The organism is Sandaracinaceae bacterium (assembly GCA_016706685.1).
Classification (GTDB): Bacteria; Myxococcota_A; Polyangia; order Polyangiales; family Houyiibacteriaceae; genus JADJJE01.
The window spans coordinates 106,413-129,920 of sequence record JADJJE010000005.1; the positions used below are offsets into that span (position 1 = coordinate 106,413).

11 protein-coding genes are annotated in these 23,508 nt (G+C 70.4%); 4 read left to right on the top strand and 7 right to left on the bottom strand.

The features are described 5' to 3' along the window. Positions 1 to 1,168: 1,168 nt before the first annotated feature. Positions 1,169 to 8,299 carry a hypothetical protein gene (locus tag IPI43_10060; protein ID MBK7774468.1) on the top strand — a complete coding sequence of 2,377 codons (7,131 nt, stop codon included), beginning with the start codon at positions 1,169 to 1,171 and terminating at the stop codon, positions 8,297 to 8,299. 246 nt (positions 8,300 to 8,545) lie between these two features. Further along, complete coding sequence (locus IPI43_10065) at positions 8,546 to 14,197, top strand: hypothetical protein (protein ID MBK7774469.1); 5,652 nt, start codon at positions 8,546 to 8,548, stop codon at positions 14,195 to 14,197. A 10-nt stretch (positions 14,198 to 14,207) separates the two neighbouring features. Here IPI43_10065 and IPI43_10070 read toward each other — a convergent pair whose 3' ends face one another. The 4 genes from IPI43_10070 to sctR all read right to left on the bottom strand — a co-directional run bounded on the left by IPI43_10070 (position 14,208) and on the right by sctR (position 18,284). Then, complete coding sequence (locus IPI43_10070; protein ID MBK7774470.1) at positions 14,208 to 15,350, bottom strand: peptidyl-prolyl cis-trans isomerase; 1,143 nt, start codon at positions 15,348 to 15,350, stop codon at positions 14,208 to 14,210. A 2-nt stretch (positions 15,351 to 15,352) separates the two neighbouring features. Beyond that, complete coding sequence (locus IPI43_10075) at positions 15,353 to 16,453, bottom strand: hypothetical protein (protein ID MBK7774471.1); 1,101 nt, start codon at positions 16,451 to 16,453, stop codon at positions 15,353 to 15,355. Between the two features lie 75 nt (positions 16,454 to 16,528). Beyond that, the gene (locus IPI43_10080; protein MBK7774472.1) at positions 16,529 to 17,605 is read right to left on the bottom strand and encodes a YkgJ family cysteine cluster protein; all 1,077 of its coding nucleotides are present in this window, start codon (positions 17,603 to 17,605) and stop codon (positions 16,529 to 16,531) included. A 31-nt stretch (positions 17,606 to 17,636) separates the two neighbouring features. Further along, positions 17,637 to 18,284 carry a type III secretion system export apparatus subunit SctR gene (gene sctR / locus IPI43_10085; GenBank protein ID MBK7774473.1) on the bottom strand — a complete coding sequence of 216 codons (648 nt, stop codon included), beginning with the start codon at positions 18,282 to 18,284 and terminating at the stop codon, positions 17,637 to 17,639. A gap of 293 nt (positions 18,285 to 18,577) precedes the next feature. On the opposite strand from sctR, the gene IPI43_10090 reads away from it, so the two are divergent. Together IPI43_10090 and IPI43_10095 are read left to right on the top strand one after the other, a co-directional pair. Beyond that, positions 18,578 to 19,000 carry a PaaI family thioesterase gene (locus IPI43_10090; protein ID MBK7774474.1) on the top strand — a complete coding sequence of 141 codons (423 nt, stop codon included), beginning with the start codon at positions 18,578 to 18,580 and terminating at the stop codon, positions 18,998 to 19,000. A gap of 12 nt (positions 19,001 to 19,012) precedes the next feature. Further along, positions 19,013 to 20,656 (top strand): protein kinase, encoded by a 1,644-nt coding sequence (locus IPI43_10095; GenBank protein ID MBK7774475.1) that lies wholly within the window; start codon positions 19,013 to 19,015, stop codon positions 20,654 to 20,656. 141 nt (positions 20,657 to 20,797) lie between these two features. Here IPI43_10095 and IPI43_10100 read toward each other — a convergent pair whose 3' ends face one another. The 3 genes from IPI43_10100 to IPI43_10110 all read right to left on the bottom strand — a co-directional run bounded on the left by IPI43_10100 (position 20,798) and on the right by IPI43_10110 (position 23,399). Next, positions 20,798 to 21,052 (bottom strand): hypothetical protein, encoded by a 255-nt coding sequence (locus IPI43_10100; protein ID MBK7774476.1) that lies wholly within the window; start codon positions 21,050 to 21,052, stop codon positions 20,798 to 20,800. 109 nt (positions 21,053 to 21,161) lie between these two features. Continuing rightward, complete coding sequence (locus tag IPI43_10105; protein MBK7774477.1) at positions 21,162 to 21,899, bottom strand: amino acid ABC transporter ATP-binding protein; 738 nt, start codon at positions 21,897 to 21,899, stop codon at positions 21,162 to 21,164. Positions 21,900 to 21,905: 6 nt separating this feature from the next. Then, positions 21,906 to 23,399, bottom strand: a complete 1,494-nt coding sequence (locus IPI43_10110) for an ABC transporter permease subunit (protein MBK7774478.1) — start codon at positions 23,397 to 23,399, stop codon at positions 21,906 to 21,908. Positions 23,400 to 23,508: the final 109 nt, after the last annotated feature.

Sequence of the window (23,508 nt, forward strand, 5' to 3'; positions counted from 1 at the left end):
CAGAGAGGTCGTGGGGCATGTGGCGCAAGAGCTGGGTCGCGGTCGCGTGTGTGTCGGTGATGCTGGGCGCGGCGGCGCACGGCTGCGGCGGCGGAGACAACACCGTCCCCAACGAGGACATGGGCACCGGTGACGGCGCCACGGGCGCATGCGATGACGTCTCGGACTGCCCGCAGTCGGCCTGTGTGATGACCGATTGCGTGGCGTCACGCTGCGTGCTGACCACCGTGGCCGACGGTCCCGCCCCCGAGACCGCGCAGGTGGCGGGCGACTGCCGTGCGATCACGTGCACCAACGGTCAGCCCAACACCCAGATCGACAGCGACGACGTGCCCGCGCCAGGCGACTGCGCGGTGGGCACCTGCAACGGCGGCACCCCCATCGTGACGCCCGCGCCGCTGGGCCAGGCGTGTGACGAGAACGGCGGCACGGTGTGCAACGGCGACAACGTCACGCCGGCCTGCGTGGGCTGCAACGCGCCGGCCGACTGCACGGACCTGCCCGAAGACGACGAGTGCCAGACGCGCACCTGCGTGAATCACGTGTGCGGGCAGGCTTTCACGGCGGCCGGCACGGTTCTCGCGCTCCAGGCGCCGCGCGACTGCCGCGAGGTTCAGTGCGACGGAAGCGGTGGCGTGACGTCGGCCGTGGACGACACGGACCTGCCGGACGACAACAACGACTGCACCGGCGACGTGTGCAACGCCGGCACACCCGCGCACCCGGTCAGCGACAACGGCGACGCGTGTGGCGACGGCACGCTGACCTGCGACGGCGCGGGCCAGTGCGTGGGCTGCACGCTGCCCAGCCAGTGCGGCGCCGAGACCTTCTGCGCCACCAACACCTGCGCCGCGAGCGTCTGCGGACGCGCCTTCACGGCGGCCGGCACCGTGGCCCCCATGAACCTGCAGGACCCAGGCGACTGCCAGTCGCAGATCTGCGACGGCGACGGCGGCCTCGCGCCCATCGCGGAGGACACGGACACCCCGCAAGACGACGGCGACGAATGCACGCTGCAGACGTGCGTGGACGGCGCCCCCATGTTCCCGCCAGCGCTGATTGACACGCCCTGTGCTTCCGGCGGCTCGTTCTGTGACGGCGCTGGCGCCTGCGTGGGCTGCAACGCCGGTTCGCAGTGCGGCACCGACACCGCGTGCGTGCAGTTCGCGTGCGTGACCAACGCGTGCGCCGTGGCACGCCCATCCCGAGCGAGAGCCAAGTGGCGGGCGACTGCCAGCTGCTCAGCTGCGGGAACTCCGGCGGTGTGCAGTCCGCCATGGATGACACGGACCTGCCGGTGGACGGGAACGACTGCACCAGCGACGTGTGCACCACGGGTGCGCCCAGCAATCCGCCCATCAACGCGGGCGGCGCGTGCGGCGACGGAACGCAGATGTGCGACGACATGGGTCGCTGCCTGAGCTGCTTCGATGCGTCGGACTGCGAGGGCGGGACGTTCTGCTCGCCCATGGCGTGCGTGGCGGGCGCTTGCGTGGCCGCACCGCTGGCCCCCGGCACGCCCGTGGAGGACGTGGACCAAGTGGACGGCGACTGCCAGCGCTCGCAGTGCGACGGCGCCGGCGCGGTGGAGATCGTCATCGACAACAGCGACCTGCCCGGCGACACCAGCAACGAGTGCATTGCCCCCGCGTGCAACGAGGGCGTGCCCGGGTCGTTCCCGCTGCCCACCGGCAACGGCTGCACCGTGGGCGGCAACGTGTGCGACGGCAGCGGCACTTGCGTGGCCTGCAACGCGGACGCGGAGTGCGGCACCAGCACCGACTGCCAGCTCCACCGCTGCGTGAACCACATGTGCGAAGTGCAGAACGTCATGGCAGGCACGGTGACCACCGAGCAGACCGCCGGTGACTGCCGCGAGGTGCGCTGCAACGGGACGGGCGGGACCACCAGCGCCACGGCGAACACGGACACGCCCAACGACCAGAACGCGTGCACCGCCGACACGTGCAGCAGCGGCAACCCGGTCTTCACGCCCACCCCGAACGCGTCGTGCGGGACGTCCGGCATCTGCAACGCCGGCGGCCAGTGCGTGGGATGCAACGCCGCCAGCGACTGCGGCACCAACTCTTTCTGCCGGTCCTACAGCTGCGTGGCCAACACCTGCCAGGTGAACAACACGGCCGCCAACACCGCGCTCCCCGCGGGCAGCCAGGTGCCGGCCGACTGCCGCACGCTGGTGTGCGACGGCGCAGGCGGGACCCTGCCCACGCCCGACCCGGTGGACGTGCCGAACGACGATGGCAACGAGTGCACCGTGGGCGCATGCATGGGCAGCACGCCGGTGCAGAACCCGAACCCCCTCGGTGTGCCGTGCAACGGTGGCGCCGATCTGTGCAACGGCAGCGGCGCCTGCGTGGAGTGCCTCGCCGCATCGGACTGCGGCTTCGACTCGTTCTGCGCCACGTTCGCGTGCGTGAACAACACCTGCCAGCAGACCAACACGGCCGTGGGCACGGACCTGCCGGCGGGCAGCCAGGCCCCGCTCGACTGCCGCGTGCTCGAGTGCGACGGCACCGGCAACGAACGCAGCGTGGCGCTGAACACCGACCTGCCCGTGGATGGGAACGCGTGCACCAGCGACGTGTGCAGCGCGGGCACCCCGAGCAACCCGCCCACCCCCGTGAACAGCGTGTGCAACGCGGACGGCGGCACCTTCTGTGACGGTGGTGGTCAGTGTGTGCAGTGCAACGTGGCCACGCAGTGCGGCACCAACACGTTCTGCCAGACCTTCACTTGCAACAGCGGAGAGTGCGGCACGGCGCCCACCGGCGTGGGCGTGCCCCTGCCCGGGCAGACGGCCGGAGACTGCCAGGAGCAGCAGTGCAACGGCATGGGCGGGACACGCAGCGTGGCCAACGACGTGGACCTTCCCAACGACGCCAACCAGTGCACGGACGACGTGTGCTCGTTGGGCGTGCCCAGCAACCCGAACCGGCTCGTGAACTCGGGCTGCTCGGAGGACGGCGGCACCTTCTGCAACGGCACGGGCAGCTGCGTGGAGTGCAACGCCGGGAGCCAGTGCGGCACCAACACGTTCTGCGCGCAGTTCGTGTGCAGCGCGGGCGAGTGCGGCGTCACGAACACGACGGTGGGCACGGACCTGCCGGCGGGCAGCCAGAGCGGTGGCGACTGCCAGGTGATCGAGTGCAACGGCCTGGGCGCGACGCGCAGCGTGGCGCTCAACACGGACGTCCCGGTGGACGGCAACGAGTGCACCGCGGACACGTGCACCGCAGGCGTGCCCAGCAACCCGAACCGCGCGCTCAACTTCGGGTGCGGCACGGGCGACTTCTGCAACGGCAGCGGCGCGTGCGTGGACTGCACCGCCGCGGCCCAGTGCGGCACCAACACGTTCTGTCAGACGTTCACGTGCTCGAGCAACAGCTGCGGCACCAGCAACACCACCGTGGGCACCGACCTGCCCGGTGGCAGCCAGATGAGCGGCGACTGCCAGGTTCTGGAGTGCAACGGCATGGGGGCTACGCGCAGCGTGGCGCTGAACAGCGACCTGCCCGTGGACGGCAACGAGTGCACGGACGACCTGTGCAGTAGCGGCGCGCCCAGCAACCCCGCGAGCCCGCCGCTGGCCAGCTGCACCATGGGCGGGGACATCTGTGACGGCGCGGGCGACTGCGTGGAGTGCATCACCGCCGCCGACTGCGGCACCAGCACCTTCTGCCAGGCCTTCGCGTGCAACGCGGGCGTCTGCCAGACCACCAACACGGCGGCTGGCACGGACTTGCCCGCAGGCAGCCAGTCCAGCGGCGATTGCCGCGTGCAGGAGTGCAACGGCTCTGGCGCCGTGTTGAACTCGGTCTTCAACACGGACCTGCCCGTGGACGGAAACGCCTGCACCAACGACGTGTGCACTGCCGGCACGCCCAGCAACCCCAACCGCCCCGCGGACTTCGCGTGCGGCTCGGGTGACTTCTGCAACGGCTCGGGCGCCTGTGTGGACTGCAACAACGCCACGCAGTGCGGCACCGCCACGTTCTGTCAGTCGTTCACCTGCAACAGCAACACCTGCGGCACCGTGAACACCGCCATGGGCACGGACCTGCCCGCGGGCAGCCAGACCACGGGTGACTGCCGCGTGCAGGAGTGCAACGGCGCCGGAGCTGTGTCCAACACCGCGTTCAACACGGACCTTCCCGTGGACGGAAACGCGTGCACCAGCGACGTGTGCACGGCAGGCACGCCCAGCAACCCGCCCACCGCCATCAACACCGCGTGTGGCTCGGGCGACTTCTGCAACGGCTCGGGCGCCTGCGTGGACTGCACGGCTGCCAGCCAGTGCGGCACCAGCACCTTCTGTCAGACCTTCACGTGCAACAGCAACACCTGTGGCACCAGCAACACCGCCAACGGCACGGATCTGCCCCCGGGCAGCCAGACCACGGGCGACTGCCGCGTGCAGGAGTGCAACGGCGCGGGCGTGGCGGTGAACGCCGTCTTCAACACGGACGTCCCGGTGGACGGCAACCCCTGCACCAACGACGTGTGCAGCGCGGGCACGCCCAGCAACCCGAACCAGGCGCTCAACTTCGCCTGCGGTAGCGGTGACTTCTGCAACGGCACGGGCACCTGCGTGGACTGCAACAACGCGGCGCAGTGCGGCACCGACAGCTTCTGCCGCGCATACACGTGCACCAGCAACGCGTGCGGCAGCAACAACACGGCCGTGGGCACCGACCTGCCCGGCGGCAGCCAAACGAGCGGTGACTGTCAGGTGAACGAGTGCGACGGCCTCGGTGCCGTGCGCAGCGTGGCGCTGAACAGCGACATCCCGGTGGACAGCAGCCAGTGCACCAACGACGTATGCACGGCGGGCGTGCCCAGCCACCCCCCGGTGGCCGCCGGGGCCATGTGCAGCATGGGCGGCAACTACTGCAACGGCTCGGGAAGCTGTGTGCAGTGCCTCGCCGCCGCCGACTGCGGCACCAGCACGTTCTGCCAGGTGTTCAGCTGCAACACCGGCGTGTGCCAGACCACCAACACCACGGCGGGCATCGACTTGCCCGGCGGCAGCCAGACCGCGGCCGACTGCCAGGTGCTCGAGTGCAACGGGATGGGCGCGGTGCGCAGCGTGGCGCTCAACAGCGACCTGCCCAGCGATGGCAACAGCTGCACCAGCGACACGTGCTCGGCGGGCACGCCCACGTTCACCGACGTGCCGAACGGGACCATGTGTGGCTCGGCCGGCATGTGCCAGGGTGGCGACTGCGTGGGCTGCATGGTGGCGGCCGACTGTGGCGTGAGCAACTTCTGCGTCACCTACACGTGCAACGCCAACTCGTGCGGCGTGGCCTACACGCCGAACGGCACCGCGCTGCCGGGCGGGAGCCAGACAGGCGGCAACTGCCAGACGCTGGTGTGCGACGGCGCAGGCGCCACCATCTCCATCGCGGCAAACGGCGACGTGCCGGTGGACGGCAACCAATGCACCAGCGACATCTGCACGGCGGGGGCGCCCAGCAATCCGCCGGCGGCCATCAACACCGCGTGCGGCTCTGGCGACTTCTGCAACGGCGCCGGCAGCTGCGTGGACTGCACCAGCGCCAGCCAGTGCGGCACCAGCACCTTCTGTCAGACCTTTACCTGCAACAGCAACACCTGCGGCACCAGCAACACCCCGAACGGCACCGACCTGCCCCCGGGCAGTCAGACCGCGGGCAACTGCCAAGTGCTCGAGTGCAACGGCGCCGGCAGCACCGTCAGCACCGCGTTCAACACGGACCTGCCGGTGGACGGCAACGCATGCACCAGTGACGTGTGCACCGCGGGCACCCCCAGCAACCCGCCCACGGCCGCCAACACGGCCTGCGGCTCGGGAGACTTCTGCAACGGCTCGGGCGCCTGCGTGGACTGCACCATGGCCAGCCAGTGCGGCACCAGCACCTTCTGTCAGACCTTCACCTGCAACAGCAACACCTGCGGCACCAGCAACACCGCCAATGGCACCGACTTGCCCATGGGCAGTCAGACCGCGGGCAACTGTCAGGTGCTCGAGTGCAACGGCGCCGGCAGCACCATCAGCACGGCGTTCAACAGCGACGTCCCGGTGGATGGAAACGCGTGCACGAGCGACGTGTGTACGTCGGGCGTGCCCAGCAACCCGGCGGCGCCCGCGAACACAGCCTGCGGCTCGGGCGACTTCTGCAACGGCTCGGGCAGCTGCGTGGACTGCACCAGCGCGGCGCAGTGCGGCACCGACACGTTCTGTCAGACCTTCACCTGCAACAGCAACACCTGCGGCACCATCAACACGGCCGTAGGCACGGACCTCCCGGGCGGCAACCAGACCACGGGGGACTGCCGCCTGCAGGAGTGCAACGGCTCGGGTGGCACCATGAACAGCGTTGCGGACAGTGACCTGCCCGTGGATGGCCTGCAGTGCACCAACGACGTCTGCACCGCGGGGACGCCCAGCAACCCGCCGCTCGCCGCGAACACGGCGTGTGGCTCGGGGGACTTCTGCAACGGCTCGGGCGCCTGCGTGGACTGCACCATGGCCAGCCAGTGCGGCACCAGCACCTTCTGTCAGACCTTCACCTGCAACAGTAACACCTGCGGCACCAGCAACACCGCCAACGGCACGGACTTGCCCATGGGCAGTCAGACCACGGGCAACTGTCAGGTGCTGGAGTGCAACGGCGCCGGCAGCACCATCAGCACCCCGTTCAACACCGACCTGCCCGTGGATGGCAACACGTGCACCAGCGACGTGTGTACTGCGGGCGTGCCCAGCAACCCGGCGGCGCCCATCAACACCGCGTGCGGCTCGGGCGACTTCTGCAACGGCGCGGGCAGCTGCGTGGACTGCACGGCGGCCAGCCAGTGCGGCACCAGCACCTTCTGTCAGACCTTCACCTGCAACAGCAACACCTGCGGCACCAGCAACACCGCCAACGGCACCGACTTGCCCATGGGCAGCCAGGCCACCGGCGACTGTCAGGTGCTCGAGTGCAACGGCGCGGGCAGCACCATCAGCACGGCGTTCAACACCGACCTCCCGGTGGACGGGCTGCAGTGCACCAACGACGTCTGCACGGGAGGCGTCCCCAGCAATCCGCCGCTGGCGGCGAACACGGCGTGCGGCGCGGGCGACTTCTGCAACGGCGCGGGCGCGTGCGTGGACTGCACCATGGCCAGCCAGTGCGGCGTGACCACGACCTGCCGCACCTACACCTGCAACAGCAACACGTGTGGGTTTACCAACGCGGCCATCGGCACCGACCTTCCGCCAGGGAACCAGACCACGGGCGACTGCAAGCTGTGGGAGTGCAACGGCTCCGGAAGCCCGGTGCAGAACACGTTCAACACAGACCTGCCGGTGGATGGCAACGCCTGCACGGGCGACATCTGCACCGCCGGGACCCCCACCAACCCGAACCTGGCCATCAACACGGCGTGCGGCTCGGGCGACTTCTGCAACGGCTCCGGAAGCTGCGTGGACTGCACCACGTCCACGCAGTGCCCCACGGGCAACCAATGCCAGGGCCGCTCCTGCACGGGCAACGTCTGCGGGCTCACCAGCCTGGCGAACGGGACCTCGTGCAACGACGGCCAGTTCTGCACCAACACCGACACGTGCAACGGCGCGGGCTCCTGCACCGGCAGCGTCACCACCCCCTGCAACACGCTCTGCCAGACCTGCAACGAGGGCATGAACACGTGCAACAACGTCGCCAACTTCACCCTGTGCAACGACGGGCAGTTCTGCACCACGTCGTCGTGGTGTTCGGGCGGCACCTGCGTGGGCGTAGGCGGCAGCCCCTGCGACTCGCAGTGCCAGTCGTGCAGCGAGTTCTTCAACCAGTGCAACGACGACCCGCTTGGGACGGCTTGCAGCACCCCCGCCTCGGGCCGCAACAACGTCTGCTTCGTCGAGCAGTGCAGCGCGGGCGCGTGCGGGCGCCGCATCAACCGCTTCGACAACGGAGTCCTCCCGCTCGACACCACGTACTCTTATGCGAACATCACGAGCTTCGGCACGTGCACGGCGTGCCACAGCTCACACACTCCCCCCGGCAACTTCAGCTTCAGCGAGCTCTGGTCGGAGACCGTGTCGGATTCGGTGTTCGACTCGGAGTGCGTTGACTGGAACACGGACCCGGATCGCACCTTCTACGGCAACTTCCGGGCGGGTTGTGTCCTCTATGTGCTCGACCAGGGCATCATGCCGCCCGGCGACCCAGGGGGCTGGCTGTACGACGACGAGTACCTCGACTGGTTCTGCAGCAACTCGGGCCCAGGGGGTGGCGTGAACAACTGGTGACGGGGCCGCGACCGAGCGCCGGCCTCCCCAGTCGGCGCTATTGTCGCGCGCGTTGAAATCGTGCAGTCTGACGGTCTAGCCGATCGCGCGACCTGGGCCTCCCCCGGAAGCCGCGAAGCCCCTCGGCGTAGAGGTCGAGAGCGATGGCACGGACGTCTTGGATCGCGGTTTGGGTTGTGATGCTGGGGGGGGCTCTCGCTGGGAGCCGTGGGCTGCGGGGGCGATGGCCCAGCACCGGCGGAGGACATGGGCCTGGGCGATAGTGCCACGGGGCGCTGCGACACCGCGGCGGACTGCCCGCAGTCCGCGTGCACCACGGTCACCTGCGAGGCTTCGGCGTGTGTGATCACGCCGCTGTCCGACGGGCCGGCCCCCCCGGTGGCCCAGACCACGGGTGACTGCCAGCAGGTCACCTGCCTGGGTGGGGCGGTGCAGAGCGCCGACGACGACACCGACCTGCCCGCGGGCAACGCCTGCGCGACGGGCACCTGCGACGGTGGCGTGGCCGTGGTGACCCCCGCGCCGCTGGGCCAGACCTGCGACGAGAACGGCGGCAGCGTGTGCAACGGCGACAACGTCACGCCGGCCTGTGTGGGCTGCAACGCGCCGGCCGACTGCACAGACCTACCCGAGGACGACGAGTGCCAGACGCGCACCTGCGTGGAGCACGCCTGCGGGCAGGAGTTCACGGCGTCGGGCACGGCCCTGGCCCTGCAGACCCCGCGTGACTGCGAAGAGCTGCAGTGCGATGGCGCGGGCGGCGTGATGTCCGCGCCGCACGACACCGACCTGCCGAACGACCTCAACGACTGCACCGACGACACCTGCAGCGCGGGCACCCCGACTCACACCATGCGCGGCATGGGCAGCGAGTGCGGCGACGGCACGCTGAGCTGTGACGCGAGCGGGCAGTGTGTGGGCTGCAGCACGCCGGACGAGTGCGGTGACGACACCTTCTGCGCCGCCAACACGTGCACCAGCGGCGTGTGCGGGCGCACGTTCGCCACGCTCGGCAGCGTGGCCCCCACCGAGCTCCAGGAGCCGGGCGACTGCCAGGCGCTGATCTGCGACGGCGAAGGCGGCCTCGCGCCCATCGTGGAGGACACGGACCTTCCCCAAGACGACGGCGACGAGTGCACCACGCAGGCGTGCGTGGACGGCGCGCCCATGTTCCCGCCCGCGCTGATCGACACGCCCTGCGCCTCGGGCGGCTCGTACTGCGACGGCAGCGGGAGCTGCGTGGGCTGCAACACCGGCTCGCACTGCGGCACCGACACCGCCTGCGTGCAGTTCGTGTGCGTGACGAACGCGTGCGCCGTGGTGGTGGCCCCCGTGGGCACGGCCATCCCCTCCGGCAGCCAGGTGGCCGGCGACTGCCAGCTGCTCACGTGCGGGAGCTCGGGCGGGACGCAGTCGAGCGCCGACAACACCGACCGGCCCGTGGACGGCAACGACTGCACCGGCGACGTGTGCATGGCGGGTGTGCCCAGCAACCCGCCCGTGAACGCAGGCGGCACGTGCGGGCCAGCGGGTTCACAGATGTGCGACGACAGCGGGAACTGCCAGAGCTGCTTCGCGGACACGGACTGCACCGGCGGCACCTTCTGCGCGCCCATCGCGTGCATCTCGGGGAGCTGCGTGGTGACCCCGCTGACGGTGGGCAGCCCACTCCCGAGTGACGACCAGATGCAGGGCGACTGCCAGCAGCTGCAGTGTGATGGGATGGGCGAGGTGACCAGCGCCTCCGACAACGGCGACGTGCCGCCCGAGGATGCCAACGAGTGCACGCAGCCCTCGTGCAACGCCGGGGTCCCTGCCACCGTGTCCCTCCAGACGGGCGCGGCCTGTACGGATGGCGGCGATGTCTGCGACGGGGCAGGCACGTGCGTGGAGTGCAACGCCAACGCCGAGTGCGGAACGAGCACGGACTGCCGTCAGCACCTGTGCGTGAACCACGCCTGCGTGGTGCAAGACACGCAGGCGGGCACAGCGACCAGCGCTCAGACCGCGGGCGACTGCCGTCAGGTGCAGTGCAACGGCAGCGGCGGGACCACCAGCGCGCCGGCCAACACGGACACGCCCAACGATCAGAACGCGTGCACTGCGGACAGCTGCAACGCGGGCGCCCCGCAGCACACCATCACCCCGAACGCGTCTTGCGGTGCCGTGGGGGTGTGCGACGCCGCCGGCCAGTGCGTGGGCTGCAACTCGGCTGCCGACTGCGGCACGGGCACGTTCTGCCGGGCCTACGCCTGCGTCGCGAACGTGTGCCAGGTGAACGACGTGGCCGCGAACACGGCGCTCCCTGCGGGCGATCAAGTGGCGGCCGACTGCCGCACCGTGGTGTGTGACGGCGCGGGGGGCACCACGGTGAACTCCAACCCGCTGGACGTCCCGGCCGAGGACGGCAACGAGTGCACGGTGAGCGCGTGCACCGGCACCACGCCCGTGCAGACCCCCAACCCGCTGGGCGTGCCCTGCAACACGGGCCTCGACCTGTGCAACGGCAACGGCGCGTGTGTGGACTGCTTGGCGGCCTCGGACTGCGGCTTCGACACGTTCTGCGCGCAGTTCGCGTGCGTGAACAACACCTGCCAGCAGACCAACACCGCGGTGGGCACGGACCTGCCGGCCGGCAGCCAGGCACCGCTCGACTGCCAGGTCATCGAGTGCGATGGCGCGGGAGGCGAGCGCAGCGCCGCGCTGAACACCGACGTCCCCGTGGACGGCAACGCGTGCACCAACGACGTGTGCACCGCGGGCGCGCCCAGCAACCCGCCCACCAGCGTGAACTCGGTGTGCGCCGCCGACGGGGGCACGCGCTGCAACGGTTCGGGCCAGTGCGTGCAGTGCACCGCGGCGGCCCAGTGCGGCACCAACACCTTCTGCCAGACCTTCACCTGCGACAGCGGGACGTGCGGCACGGCGCCCACCGCGCTGGGCGTGGCCCTGCCCGCGCAGACGGCCGGAGACTGCCAGGAGCAGCAATGCAACGGGCTGGGCGGTACGCGCAGCGTGGCCAACGATGTGGACATCCCGAACGACGACAACCAGTGCACGGACGACATCTGCTCTCTGGGCGTGCCGAGCAACCCCAACCGCCTGGTGAACACGGGCTGCGCGGAGGACGGCGGCACCTACTGCAACGGCGCGGGGAGCTGCGTGGAATGCAACGCCGGGAGCCAGTGCGGCACCAACACGTTCTGCGCTCAGTTCGCGTGCACCACGGGCGCGTGCGTGCAGACCAACACGGGCACGGGAGTGGACCTGCCGGGCGGCAGCCAGTCCCCCGGCGACTGTCAGGTGCTCGAGTGCAACGGCAGCGGCGCGGTGCGCTCGGCGGCCCTCAACACCGACGTGCCGAGCGACGGAAACTCCTGCACGCAGGACGTGTGCACCGCAGGCGTGCCCAGCAACCCGAACCGGCCGCTCAACTACGTGTGCCGCAGCGGCGACTACTGCGACGGCGCCGGCACGTGCGTGGACTGCAACAGCGCCGACCAGTGCGGCACCGACAGCTTCTGCCGCAGCTACACGTGCAACGGCAACACGTGCGGCCAGGTGGACACCACCGCTGGCGTGGATCTCCCGGTGGGGAACCAGACCACGGGCGATTGCCAGGTGGTGGAGTGCAACGGCTTGGGCGCGCCCCGCAGCGTGGCGCTGAACACGGACGTGTTCGTGGACGGCATCGCCTGCACCGACGACCTGTGCACGGCTGGCGTGCCCAGCAACCCGGACACGGCCATGGGCGCCAGCTGCACCATGGGCGGGCGCTACTGCGATGGCGCGGGCAGCTGCCTCGAGTGCCTGACCGACGAGCAGTGCGGCACGACCACGTTCTGCCACACCTACACGTGCAACAGCGGCACGTGCGAGGAGAGCTTCCGGGGCGCAGGCGCCACGGTGCCCACCGGTCAGACGACCGGCGACTGCCGCTCGCTCGCGTGCAACGGCAGCGGAGGCGTGGTCTCTGCGCAGCTCAACACCGACCTGCCGAACGACGCCAACGCGTGCACCAACGACACGTGCGTGGCGGGCACGCCCACCTACACCAACGCCACCAACGGCATCGCGTGCGGCATGAGCGGCATGTGCCTGAACGGCGGCTGCGTGGGCTGCGTGGCGGACGCGAACTGCGGCACCAGCAACTTCTGCGTGACCTACACGTGCGCCAGCAACTCGTGCCAGGTGGCCTACACCGCGAACGGCACACCGCTGCCGGGGCAGACGGCCGGCAACTGCCAGCGCCTCGAGTGCGACGGCGCGGGGGCCACCGTGTCGCGGGCCTTCAACAGCGACCTGCCGGTGGACGGCAACGCGTGCACCGCCGACGTGTGCACGGCCGGCGCACCCAGCAACCCGCCGGCGGCCCTGAACACCGCGTGCGGGACGGGTGACTTCTGCAACGGCGCCGGCAGCTGCGTGGACTGCAACAGCGCCACGCAGTGCGGCACCGCCACGTTCTGCCAGAGCTTCACGTGCAACAGCAACACCTGCGGCACCGTGAACGTGGCGTCTGGAACGGACCTGCCGCCGGGTGACCAGACCGCGGGCAACTGCCGCCTGCTGGAGTGCAACGGCGCGGGCGGCACCATGAACACCATCGCCAACACCGACGTGCCGAACGACAACAACGCGTGCACCACGGACACGTGCTCGGCGGGGACGCCCACGTTCACCAACGTGGCCATCAACACCGCGTGCGGGACCGGCGACTTCTGCAACGGCTCCGGCAGCTGTGTGGACTGCACCATGGCAAGCCAGTGTGGAACCACCACCTTCTGTCAGACGTTCACGTGCAACAGCAACACGTGCGGCGTGTCCAACATGGCCAACGGCACCGCGCTGCCCGCGGGGATGCAGGTGACGGGCAACTGCCGTGAGCTGCGCTGCAACGGTGTGGGTGGCACCACCAACGCGGTGCTGGACAGCGACGTGTTCGTCGACGGCAACTCGTGCACCAACGACATCTGTACGTCCGGCACCCCCAGCAACCCGAACAGCGCCATCAACACCGCGTGCGGCAGCGGCGACTTCTGCAACGGCTCGGGCACGTGCGTGGACTGTACGACGGCAACCCAGTGCCCGAACGGAAACCAGTGCCAGAGCCGAACGTGCACGGGGAACAGCTGCGGGCTGAACAACTTGGTCGGCGGGTCGCCCTGCAACGACGGGTCCTTCTGCACGCTCACGGACACCTGCAACGGCTCGGGCATGTGCGGTGGCACGGGAGGCCCGTGCAACTCGCAGTGTCAGACTTGCAACGACACGTCGGACGTGTGTGTCGACCGCTCGAACGGGTTCACGTGCACGGACAACGCGTTCTGCACGTCGGGCGACAGCTGCCAGGGCGGCGCGTGTTCGCCTGGCGGCGGGAGCCCGTGCGACTCGCAGTGCGAGACGTGCAACGAATCCGGCGACTCGTGTCCCAATATCTCGGCGGGTACCGCCTGCACCACGCCTGCGAGCGGGCGCAACAACGTGTGCCACGTGGCGCAATGTGACGGTGGCGGCACCTGCGGCTACCGCGTGAACCGCTTCCCGGGCGGGTCCATGACGGCGGGCAGTTCGCCCGCCTCCTACCCCACGCCCACCACCACGACCTTCAGCACATGCCTGGGCTGCCACGGCACGGGCTCGACCTATGGGGCGTTCAGCTTCGACGAGGCGTGGTCCGAGGACAGCGACGACACGGTATTCGACTACTACTGCCCGAACTGGAACTCCAATCCGAACGCCAGCTACTACGGCGCTCGGCGTGGAGGCTGCCTACTGCGCCTCGTGGACCTCGGCACCATGCCGCAGGGCTCGCCGGGGACCTGGATCTACCAGGACGAGTACCTGCAGTGGTACTGCAGCAGCAGCGGCCCGGGCGGTGGCCTCTTCGGGTTCTGACGGCGGACGGCTAGGGCGCCATGTGCGCGGCGCCCTCGGCCGCGCGCTCGGCTTCCGTCTCGGTCTCGGCCCCACGGTGCTGATGGCTGGGCATGGGCGGCGGCGGCAGCGTGATGGCACGCAGCACCTCGAGGGGCTGCATCTGCACCTGGTGCCGCTCACGCAGCTGCGTGATGTACGCGCGATAGGCTCCGTCGCGCCGCTCCACCGCCAGGCGCCGGCGCACCGAGGCCTCCACGTCCTCGAAGCTGGGGCTGGCACCTTCGCGGATGCCCGTGAGGCGCACCACGCTGTAGCGCAGGCCGGCGGTGGTGGTGAGCTCGAGCGGCTCCCGCGCCACCGGCTCTTCGCGCGTGAGCGTGAAGGCCAGCTGCGCGATGGTCTCGTTGACCGCCACGTCGGTGCCGCCCGCAGCGCGCCCATCGGCGGCGAAGAAGCCGAGGTCACCGCCGCGCTGGTTGGTCTCGGTGTCCAGGCTCTCGGCCTGCGCCAGCCTGCGGAACACGCGCAGGTCACCGGCGCGCACCTGCGTCAGCAACGCGGCCGCCTGCTCGCGTGACTCCACCAAGATGTGCGAGACGCGGCGCTGCTCGGCGCGCACGAACAGCTCCTGATGCGAGTCGAAGTAGGCGCGGGCGTCTGCGGTGGTGATCTGTGTGGGCCCGTTCAGTTCGTCCACCTGCCGCCGCACCACCGCGGCCACCAGGTGGCGGTCCACCAGGGTGCGCACGGACGCCTTGTCTCCATAGCCCCGCTCGCTGGCAGCGTGCGCCAGCAGCTTGGCGCGGAACAGCTCGCGCGCGTGGGCGACCAGCCGCTCGCGGTCCTCGAACTGGCGGCGCGCAAAAGGTGACCGTCGCTGGATGTCGTCTTCGATCTCGCCGAGCGTGAGCGTGACCTGCCCCAGCCGCGAGAACACCCGGGCCCGCCGCGCCGTGCGGGCCGCGTCGTCCGCCGGTGCCGGCACGGGCTGCGACTCGGTGTCACCCGCGGGCTCCGCAGCCACAGCAGCGGGCGGTGCAGCCCTGCGACCCGCGGCGGGCGCCGTGGGGGCCTGCCCGTGCGCGGCGTCACCCAGCAACGACGCGCCGCCGAGGGAAAGCAGCAGCGAGAGCGTGGTGAGCGCCCGGCGAACGGTCTTCCTGCGCACCATGGTCAGTTGACGCCGATAGCGATGCCGCCACCCACGTAGATGCCGCTGAAGATGTCGAAGCCCACGTCGGCGCGGATGACCAGCTGGTGGATGGGCTTGATGCGCAACGAGATCTGCGGCGCCAAGCGGAACCACAGGTTGGGCACGCTGCCGCCGTCGAACCATTGGCGGGCGATGACGCCGTAGTGCGCGCCCTCTTCGCCGTCTTCGTTGGTGATGGGCTCGTTGCCTGGATCGCCCATGGCCCCCTGGCAGTAGCCGGCGATGCCGAGGCCATTGGAGCGCGCGAAGTCGATGCTGTCGCCGGGCTGAGCGCCGCCCGGCCCGCCCCCGACCACGGGCGTGGTGCAAGCCGCGAAGCCGCCGTTCTCACTGGGGTATGCCTCGGTGCGGATCATGTCACCGAACACGTAGCCCACGCCCAAGCCCAAGCCGTACTCGAGCCCGATGTAGTCGTTGAACATGGTGCTCCACAGGAAGGTGGTGCCCACGAGAACGGCGCGCAGGTTGCTGTCGATGATCTCCACGTCGTCGGGCGGATCGCCGTTGGCGAGGAAGGGACCGACCGTGGTGAAGTCCGCGTACCAGGCGCTGGCGATGATCTCGAACGAGTCGCGGCGAATGGTGAGCTCGATGCCGGCCTGCGGGTTGGCCACCGAGGGGGCCTCCTGCACGAAGAGCTCGATCATGCCGGCGGGGATGAAGTGATGGCGATAGAAGCCACCCAGGAAGTAGTAGCGCTTGTTCGGGTCTTCGTACGGGTCCGTGCCGCGGCGCACGGTCTCGACGCCGTAGGCCTGCTCGGTGAGGACCTGCTCGTCCGAGATGATGCCGCTCTGCGTGACGTCGGCGGTGTCCACGCTGCCGTCGGGCCGACGCGTGGTCTCGGTGGGCGCAAACGGCGTGGTGCCGTCACCCGTGTCGCCCTCACCTGCAGGCGGCGGCGGAGGAGGGGTGGCGGGGTCCGAGGGGCCCGCTTCGGGGGAAGCCGGATCCGTGCCCGGGGGTTCGCCCGCGGCGGCCTGCGCGCTCACACCGAGCGGGGTGGCGGCGACGCCCAAGACGCACAAGACGAGTGAGATCCACGAGCGGTACTGCGACATTGGTCCTCCGAGCCCTGCAGCGTGGCAGGAGCGCGATCAGTCAAGAGTGACGGCAACTGGCCGGAGTGTAGCGCGTCACGGGAAAAGCATCACCTCACGCGCGATGTCTTGCCACCAATCGGTGCCACCGCCCAGCTCGATGACCAAGATGGCCTCCGCCGCCGCCTGGTCGGGGCGCAGGCCGTCCGCCACCAGCCAGGCGTGCACGGTCTCGAACAGCTGCACGCGCGTGGCGAGCTCCGCGCGGAAGTTGGCGAAGGGGAACTCGTCGATCCAGTGCATGGCCCAGATCTGGTCCAGCACGAAGTCCACGAGCATGGTCAGTGGCTCCTGCACAGCCGTGGAGCGGGCGGTGCCGCGCTCGAACGCGTCGCGCCAGGGCGGCGGTGCAGCACCGGGCCTCCGGGTCGCGCCGTCTGCCTCGGGCTCGCAGTGCGCCAGGATCGCGCTGGCCAGGAGACGCATGACGTGCTCGAGCCGGGTCTGACCCGAGAGCCCGCGCAGCTGCCTGGCCAACGCGGGCCAGCTGCCCTTTTGCAGCGGGGGAAACGACACGGGATGCAGCGCCAGCCGGATCTCGGCCACACTCGCGGCGCGTTCGACGGCGGTCATGAGCGCGCGCTCCTGCTCGCGGTACGCGGCGAAGGGCAGCGTCTCGCCGGCAGCGATGGGCACCTTGCGACCCACGCGCGCCACCGGGGCGAGCTTTCCGCGCTGCGTCACTGCGGGGAGCGCGTCGGCCACGGTCAGCACGGGGCGCTCACCCAGGGTGCGGCACGGGCACTTGTGCTCGGTGGTCACGCGCCCGCCCTCGGGCGTGGCGGTCAGGCTGATGGGGAACTGCTTGCACGCCAGCGGCTTGAGCAGCCCACCGAGCGGCTCGTGCACAGCACAACGGCCCTCTTCGAGGAAGATGCAGGTGCCCGAGCCGGCGCGCATGACCAGCACGTGAACGTCGTCGCGCGGGTCGTGCGCCACGATGCCGTCGTGCAGCACCCGCAGGCGGGCGCGCTCCGACAGGCGAATGGGCCCGATGGCGTGGATGTCGGTGCAGCACAAGCCGTCGCCGAAGCAGGCGTAGCGCGCGCCCTCGCGCACGCGCACGGGCTCACACAGGGCACCGTCGAGGCTGGGGAGGGGGAAGAATGACATGGTTCAGCGTCCGCACGGCGGACCACGAGGCTCAGGGAGCGTACCCCAGCACCAGCGCGCGGGAGAGCAGATAGAACCCGTCGATCATGACGAACAGCAGCAGCTTGAACGGCAGCGAGACCGTGGTGGGCGACATCATGTGCATGCCCAGCGCCAGCAGGATGTTGGCGATGACCATGTCGACGATCAGGAACGGCAGGAAGATGAGGAAGCCGATCTGGAACGCCTCGGCCAGCTCCGTGACCACGAACGCGGGCAAGACCACCAGCAGGTCGTCGGGCTGCACCGCGTCTCGGTCCCCAGGGTCTCGCGCGCGCCGCGCCAAGTCGAAGAAGAGCACGCGCTCGCGCTCGCCCGCGTTGTGCGTGAGGAAGGCCACCAGCGGCGCGCTCCCCAAGGTGACGGCCTCGAAGACCGCATCCAGGCTCTCGCCCTCGAGCGGAGCCTGACGGTCCACGCGCACCATGGCTGGAGCGGCCGCGTCCACCACGCGCGAGAACACGGGCGCCATGACGTAGAGCGAGAGCACGGCCGCGAGGGCCGAGAGGATCATGCCCGAGGGCACTTGGCCTGCGCCGAGCGCGTTGCGCAGCAGCGAAAAGACCACCGACATCTTGGTGAAGCTGGTCATGGTCATGAACGCGAACGGCAGCAGCGTGAGCGCCACGAGCGCCACCATGGAGACCACCGGCTGACCCGCGAACGAGCCAGCCTCGGGCGCCGCGCTGGGCTGCGCCAACACGCTGCTGGTCCACCCGAGCGTCCCGAGCGCGAGTGCGGTGGCGATGGGCCAGAGGCGATGTCGCATGGTGTGCGATGATGAAGGCGCGCGGAGCACAGTCAACCCGAGCCCGGCCCGCCGGCGCGGGTATAGGAAGCAGCGCGCAGCCGTGATAGGGATCCCACGTGCCTGACGCCAGCAAGGACTACGCACCCGGCCTCAACGAGCGGCTGGGGGGCTACGACTCCGTGATGGGGCTGCGCTTCGTGCGCGCCACGCTCGATGAGATCGTCGCCGAGATGCCCATCACACCCCAGCACCACCAGCCGTACGGCCTGGTGCACGGCGGCGTCTATGCCGGCATCGTGGAGACGCTGTGCAGCGTCGGCGCTGCGCTGAACGCGCTGGCGACGGGGCGCTCGGCCGTGGGGCTCGAGAACTCCACGTCGTTCGTGCGCGCCGCCCGTGAGGGGACGCTGCACGCGCGCGCCGTGCCGCTCATTCGCGGCCGACGCACGCAGGTGTGGGAGGCACGCATCGAAGACGGCGAAGGCAACCTCCTGGCCCACGGCAAGGTGCGCATGCTGTGCCTCGAGTCCGGAGCCGCCATGGCCGGCGAGCCCGTGCATGCGGAGAAACCCGCGCTCACGAACCCGAGCTCCCCTTCGGGCTGAGCCACTCACGCGATGACCGCCCTCCCCCCCGTCACCGCTGCCCCCGACGAGCTGGTCGGGACGTTGCTCGGCCAGCGCTTCCGCATCGAAGCGCTGCTGGGGTCGGGAGGCATGGCGCACGTCTACCGCGCGCTCGATGAGAGCACCGGCGAGCACGTGGCCTTCAAGCTGCTGAAGGACGCCATCGCCGACAACGCCGAGGCCGCCGCGCGCCTGCGCCGTGAGGCCGAGCTGCTGTCGCGCTTCGCGCACCCCGCCATCGTGGGCATCGAGCACGTGGGGCGCCTGCCGGATGGACGCATCTACCTGGCCATGGAGTACCTGCTGGGCGAGACGCTCGGCGCGCGCATGCGGGCGCGTAAGCGGCTCTCGCAGGACGAGCTGACGCCCATCCTGGCGGGCGCCGTGGCGGGGCTGCACGTGGCGCACGAGGGCGGTGTGGTGCACCGCGACCTCAAGCCCGACAACATCTTCCTGCAGGCGCTCGAGGGCGGCGGGGTGCAGGTCAAGCTGCTGGACTTCGGCATCTCGAAGCACGTGGGGCACGAGCGTCTCACTCGCACGGGACAGGTGCTCGGGACGCCGCGCTACATGGCGCCCGAGCAGCTGGCAGCGGACAAGAACCTGGACTCACGCGTGGACACCTACGCGCTCGGCGTGATCCTCTACGAGGCGCTGTCGGGGAACCCGCCCTTCCTCGGGGCGTCGCCCAGCGAGCTGGTGCAGGCCATCCTCCACGGGCGCGTCACCCCGATTCGCCACTACGTGCCGGACCTCGCGCCCGGGCTCGAGGTGGTGGTGCACCGGGCCATGGCGCGCGCGAAGGACGCCCGCTACGAGAGCGCCCGCGCGCTGTTCGCGGCGTGGCTCGAGGCCTTGGGCGAAGAGCCCGCGCAGAAGAGCAGCGCGGGGGTGGACCACACCAACGTGCTCGGGCCCATGGGCGGGCTGCCGGACAACACGGCAGGCGCGGGCGCGTCGGAGCCGCCGGCCTCCTTCAGCGACTTCGCCCCGGGGGGCAGCAAGAAGCCCGTCGTGGCGGCGGCGGTGCCGCACGTGGCGGCCGAGCGCATCAGCGCGCCCGAGACGGCCTACGAGAGCCCGCGGGCGCGGCGCCCACGCGACCAGGCACCGGCTTCCACCGGCACGCCGCGCAAGCGAGAGCCCGCGAGCGCCACCCCCATGGCCGCCCCCGCCAAGAAGAGCCGCGTGTGGCTGGTGGCGCTGTTGGGCACCGCGCTCCTGGCGGGCGCATGCACGGCGGGGGCCTTCGTGCTGGGCTGGCGGCAGCTGCACGCGCCCGACGAAGCCTCACCAGGATCGCCCGCCACCACGCCCAGCACGCAGGCCGGCCCCGCCTCTCCCGCGGACAGCGCGGGCGCCGAGCCAGGCACGCCCGAGGCGCTCTACGCCGACGCGCTCGCGGCCCAGCAGCGGGGGGACGCGCTGGCCTGCACCCAGCTGGTGGAGGCGGCCATGCGCGCGGGCGGGTCGGCGCTCTACTACCGCACCGAAGGCGAGTGCTACGAGACGCTGGGCGACCGGCTCAACGCGCTCAAGGCCTATGAGCGCTTCTGCGCCGCCGCGCCACGCACCGACCCGGCGCGCGCGCGAATCCAGGTTTTGGTGCGGGCCGCGAACGGCCGCTGCGACTAGGACTGCGTCGCTAGACGTGGTCGTGGTCGCAAGAGTGGTCGTATTCGTGGTCGTAGGCGTGGTCGTGGTCGTAGGCGTGCTCGTTGACGTGCTCGTGCTCGTGCTCGTGCTCGTACTCGTGTCTCCACCACCCCCCACAGGCTACCGAGACCGCTTCGACACCATCCGCCCCAGCAGCTCAACCGCCTGGCGATGCAGCTCGTCCGCCTCTACGCCCAGAAGGCGAACGACGTCGAGCGCTGTCGCGCACTCCATCGCCGAGCCGCGTGCGATCGCGAAGTCTGTGGCGATGGCCGGCTTGGGATTGCGAGCGTCTTGGACGACGTCGGTGTTGGCGAGTACGAGCACGAGCACGAGCACGTCAACGAGCACGAGTGCGACGACGACCACGACCACGCCTACGACCACGTCTACGTCTGGCGACTCATCGGGCCTCGGCCAGTGGTCACCGAGGCCAGGGTCCGACGAGGCACTAGCGCGCTCGCGTACGCGGGACCGAACTCCGTCAGCCGAGGCCCAGCAGCTCGCGCGTGCGCGGGTCACGCGGCGCCGCCAGCACTTGCTTGGCCTCACCCTGCTCCACCACCTGGCCCGCGTGCAGCACCACCAGGTCTTGCGCCACGCGCTCCGCGAACGCGATGTCGTGCGTGACGCACACCACGGTGAGCCCGCGCGCCGCAACGAGGCCCCGCAGCAGGTCGCTCAGCTCACCCGCGCGCTGCGGGTCGAGCGCGCTGGTGGGCTCGTCCAGGAAGAGCACGTGTGGCTCCATGGCCAGCGCTCGCGCGATGGCGCAGCGCTGCTGCTCCCCTCCCGACAGGTCGCGCGGCAGGGCGTCCACGCGGTGAGCAAGCCCCACCTGCGTGAGCAGGGCGAGCGCCTGCGTGCGCGCGGCGGCGAGGGCGACGCGACGCACGTGCACCGGTGCCTCCATCACGTTCTCGAGCGCGGTCATGTGCGGGAACAGGTGCCACTGCTGGAACACGAGCCCCGCTCGTTGCTGGAGCGCGCGGCGCTGCGCCGTGTTCACGCCGGCATCGAGGGTCAGGCCGCCGATGCGCACGCTGCCCGTGTCGAACGCCTCGAGGCCCATCATACAGCGCAGCAGCGTGCTCTTGCCGCTGCCCGAGGGCCCCAGCAGCGCGCTCACGCGGGCCGGCTCGAAGCGCAGGTCGACGTGGCGCAGCACCTCGCTCTCGCCGAAGCGCTTGGACAGGCCCGTGACCGTGACCGCGTCGCCCACCAGGAGTCATGAGCGCTCCAGCTTCGCCTCGAGGCGGCGTGAGAGGCGCGCGAGCGGATAGCTCATCGCCAGGTAGAGCGCGGCGCAGAGCGCGCCCGGCAGCGCCCAGCTGCGCACGTCCACCGCGGTGATCTGCATGTGCTTGGTGAGCTCCACCACCGTGATGACCGAGACCAGCGAGCTGTCCTTGAGCAGCGCGATGAAGTCGTTGGTGACGCCCGGCAGCGCCACGCGCAGGGCCTGCGGCAGCATGATGCGGCGCAGCAAGAGGGGCGTGCTCATGCCCAGCACCTGGGCCGCCTCCAGCTGCCCCGGTGGCACGGCCTTGAAGCCCGCCCGGTAGTTCTCGGACTCGTAGGCCGCGTAGTTCAGCCCGAGGCCCAGGATGGCGGCGACCAGCGCGTCGTACTCGGTGCCGAACGTGAAATCCATGCGCGCCCGCGCGAACGGCATGATGCCGAAGTACAGCAGATAGAGCTGGAGCAACACCGGCGTGCCGCGGAACAGCTCCACGTAGGCGGACGCCAGCAGCTGGAGAGGGCGCCGCCCATACAGCCGCAGCAGCGCCAGCCACAGCCCCAGCACGATGGCGATCAGCATGGACGCCGTGGACACCCCGATGGTCACGAGCGCCCCCTGCAGGAAGAGCTTCACATGGTGCACGGAGAACGTGATCTGCGAGCGCGTGTGCAGCAGCTCCCGCGTGTCCTCGTCCGTCCAGGTGCGCAGCGCCTCTTGGCGCTCGTTGGCCAGCTGGTAGCGCGTCAGGATCTCGCGGAGCTGACCGCGCGCCGCGATGGCCTCGAGCGCGTCGTCGATGGCGTCGCACAGGTCGCGCTCGGAGCGCCGGCACGCTCCCGCGTAGTAGCCCTCGTCCACGTCCTGCACCACGTGCAGCGCCTGCCGCGTGGTCCCGTAGCGCGCCACGATCACGTCATCGAGCAGCACGCCGTCGAGGCGCCCCTGCTCGAGGTCGGCGTAGGGCTCGTCGTTGCCTTCGTAGGGCACGATGGTCACGCCGCTGTCGCGCAGGAGGTCGTAGGAGAACGAGCTCGAGAGCGTGCCCACGCGCCTGCCGCGCAGGTCCGACAGGGAGCGCGCCGTGTCGTCGCTGCGGCGCGTCACCAGCTGCGCCGAGAAGATGTAGTAGGGCCGCGTCATGGCGATGCTGCCCGCGCGAGCTGGCGTCACCTCGAGGCCGTTGAGCGCCAGATCGAAGGTGCCACGCTCGAGCGCGGGGACGAGGTTGGTCCAGTCTTGCTGCACGAAGCGCGCGCGCACGCCGAGCTCCTGTGCGATGGCGTTGGCCAGCTCGAACTCGAAGCCCGAGATGCCACCCGGCGCGCTCGGGTCCTCGAAGACGTATGGGTCTCCGCCCTGCAGGTCTGCGCCCCAGCGCAGCTCGCCGGCGGCTTGGACGCGCGCGAGCCCCGAAGGCGGCGCGCTCGTGCCGCACGACGCGAGCAGACAGCCCAGCACACACGACAGGCCGATCCGCATCACGTTCTCGAGCGCACGCTGCACAAACAAGGTGGGGCGCAGCCTACCGTCTGCCCCGCGCGCTCCCATGAAAAAAGCGCCGCGAACCTGGTGGCTCGCGGCGCTCTCG

Excerpts from the sequence above, each read along its gene's own strand:
- IPI43_10110 (MBK7774478.1), bottom strand. The coding sequence starts at position 23,399 with ATGCGGATCGGCCTGTCGTGTGTGCTGGGCTGTCTGCTCGCGTCGTGC.
- IPI43_10090 (MBK7774474.1), top strand. The coding sequence starts at position 18,578 with ATGGGGCTGCGCTTCGTGCGCGCCACGCTCGATGAGATCGTCGCCGAG.
- IPI43_10065 (MBK7774469.1), top strand. The coding sequence starts at position 8,546 with ATGGGCCTGGGCGATAGTGCCACGGGGCGCTGCGACACCGCGGCGGAC.
- IPI43_10075 (MBK7774471.1), bottom strand. The coding sequence starts at position 16,453 with ATGTCGCAGTACCGCTCGTGGATCTCACTCGTCTTGTGCGTCTTGGGC.
- IPI43_10070 (MBK7774470.1), bottom strand. The coding sequence starts at position 15,350 with ATGGTGCGCAGGAAGACCGTTCGCCGGGCGCTCACCACGCTCTCGCTG.
- IPI43_10095 (MBK7774475.1), top strand. The coding sequence starts at position 19,013 with ATGACCGCCCTCCCCCCCGTCACCGCTGCCCCCGACGAGCTGGTCGGG.
- IPI43_10080 (MBK7774472.1), bottom strand. The coding sequence starts at position 17,605 with ATGTCATTCTTCCCCCTCCCCAGCCTCGACGGTGCCCTGTGTGAGCCC.
- sctR (MBK7774473.1), bottom strand. The coding sequence starts at position 18,284 with ATGGTGGCGCTCGTGGCGCTCACGCTGCTGCCGTTCGCGTTCATGACC.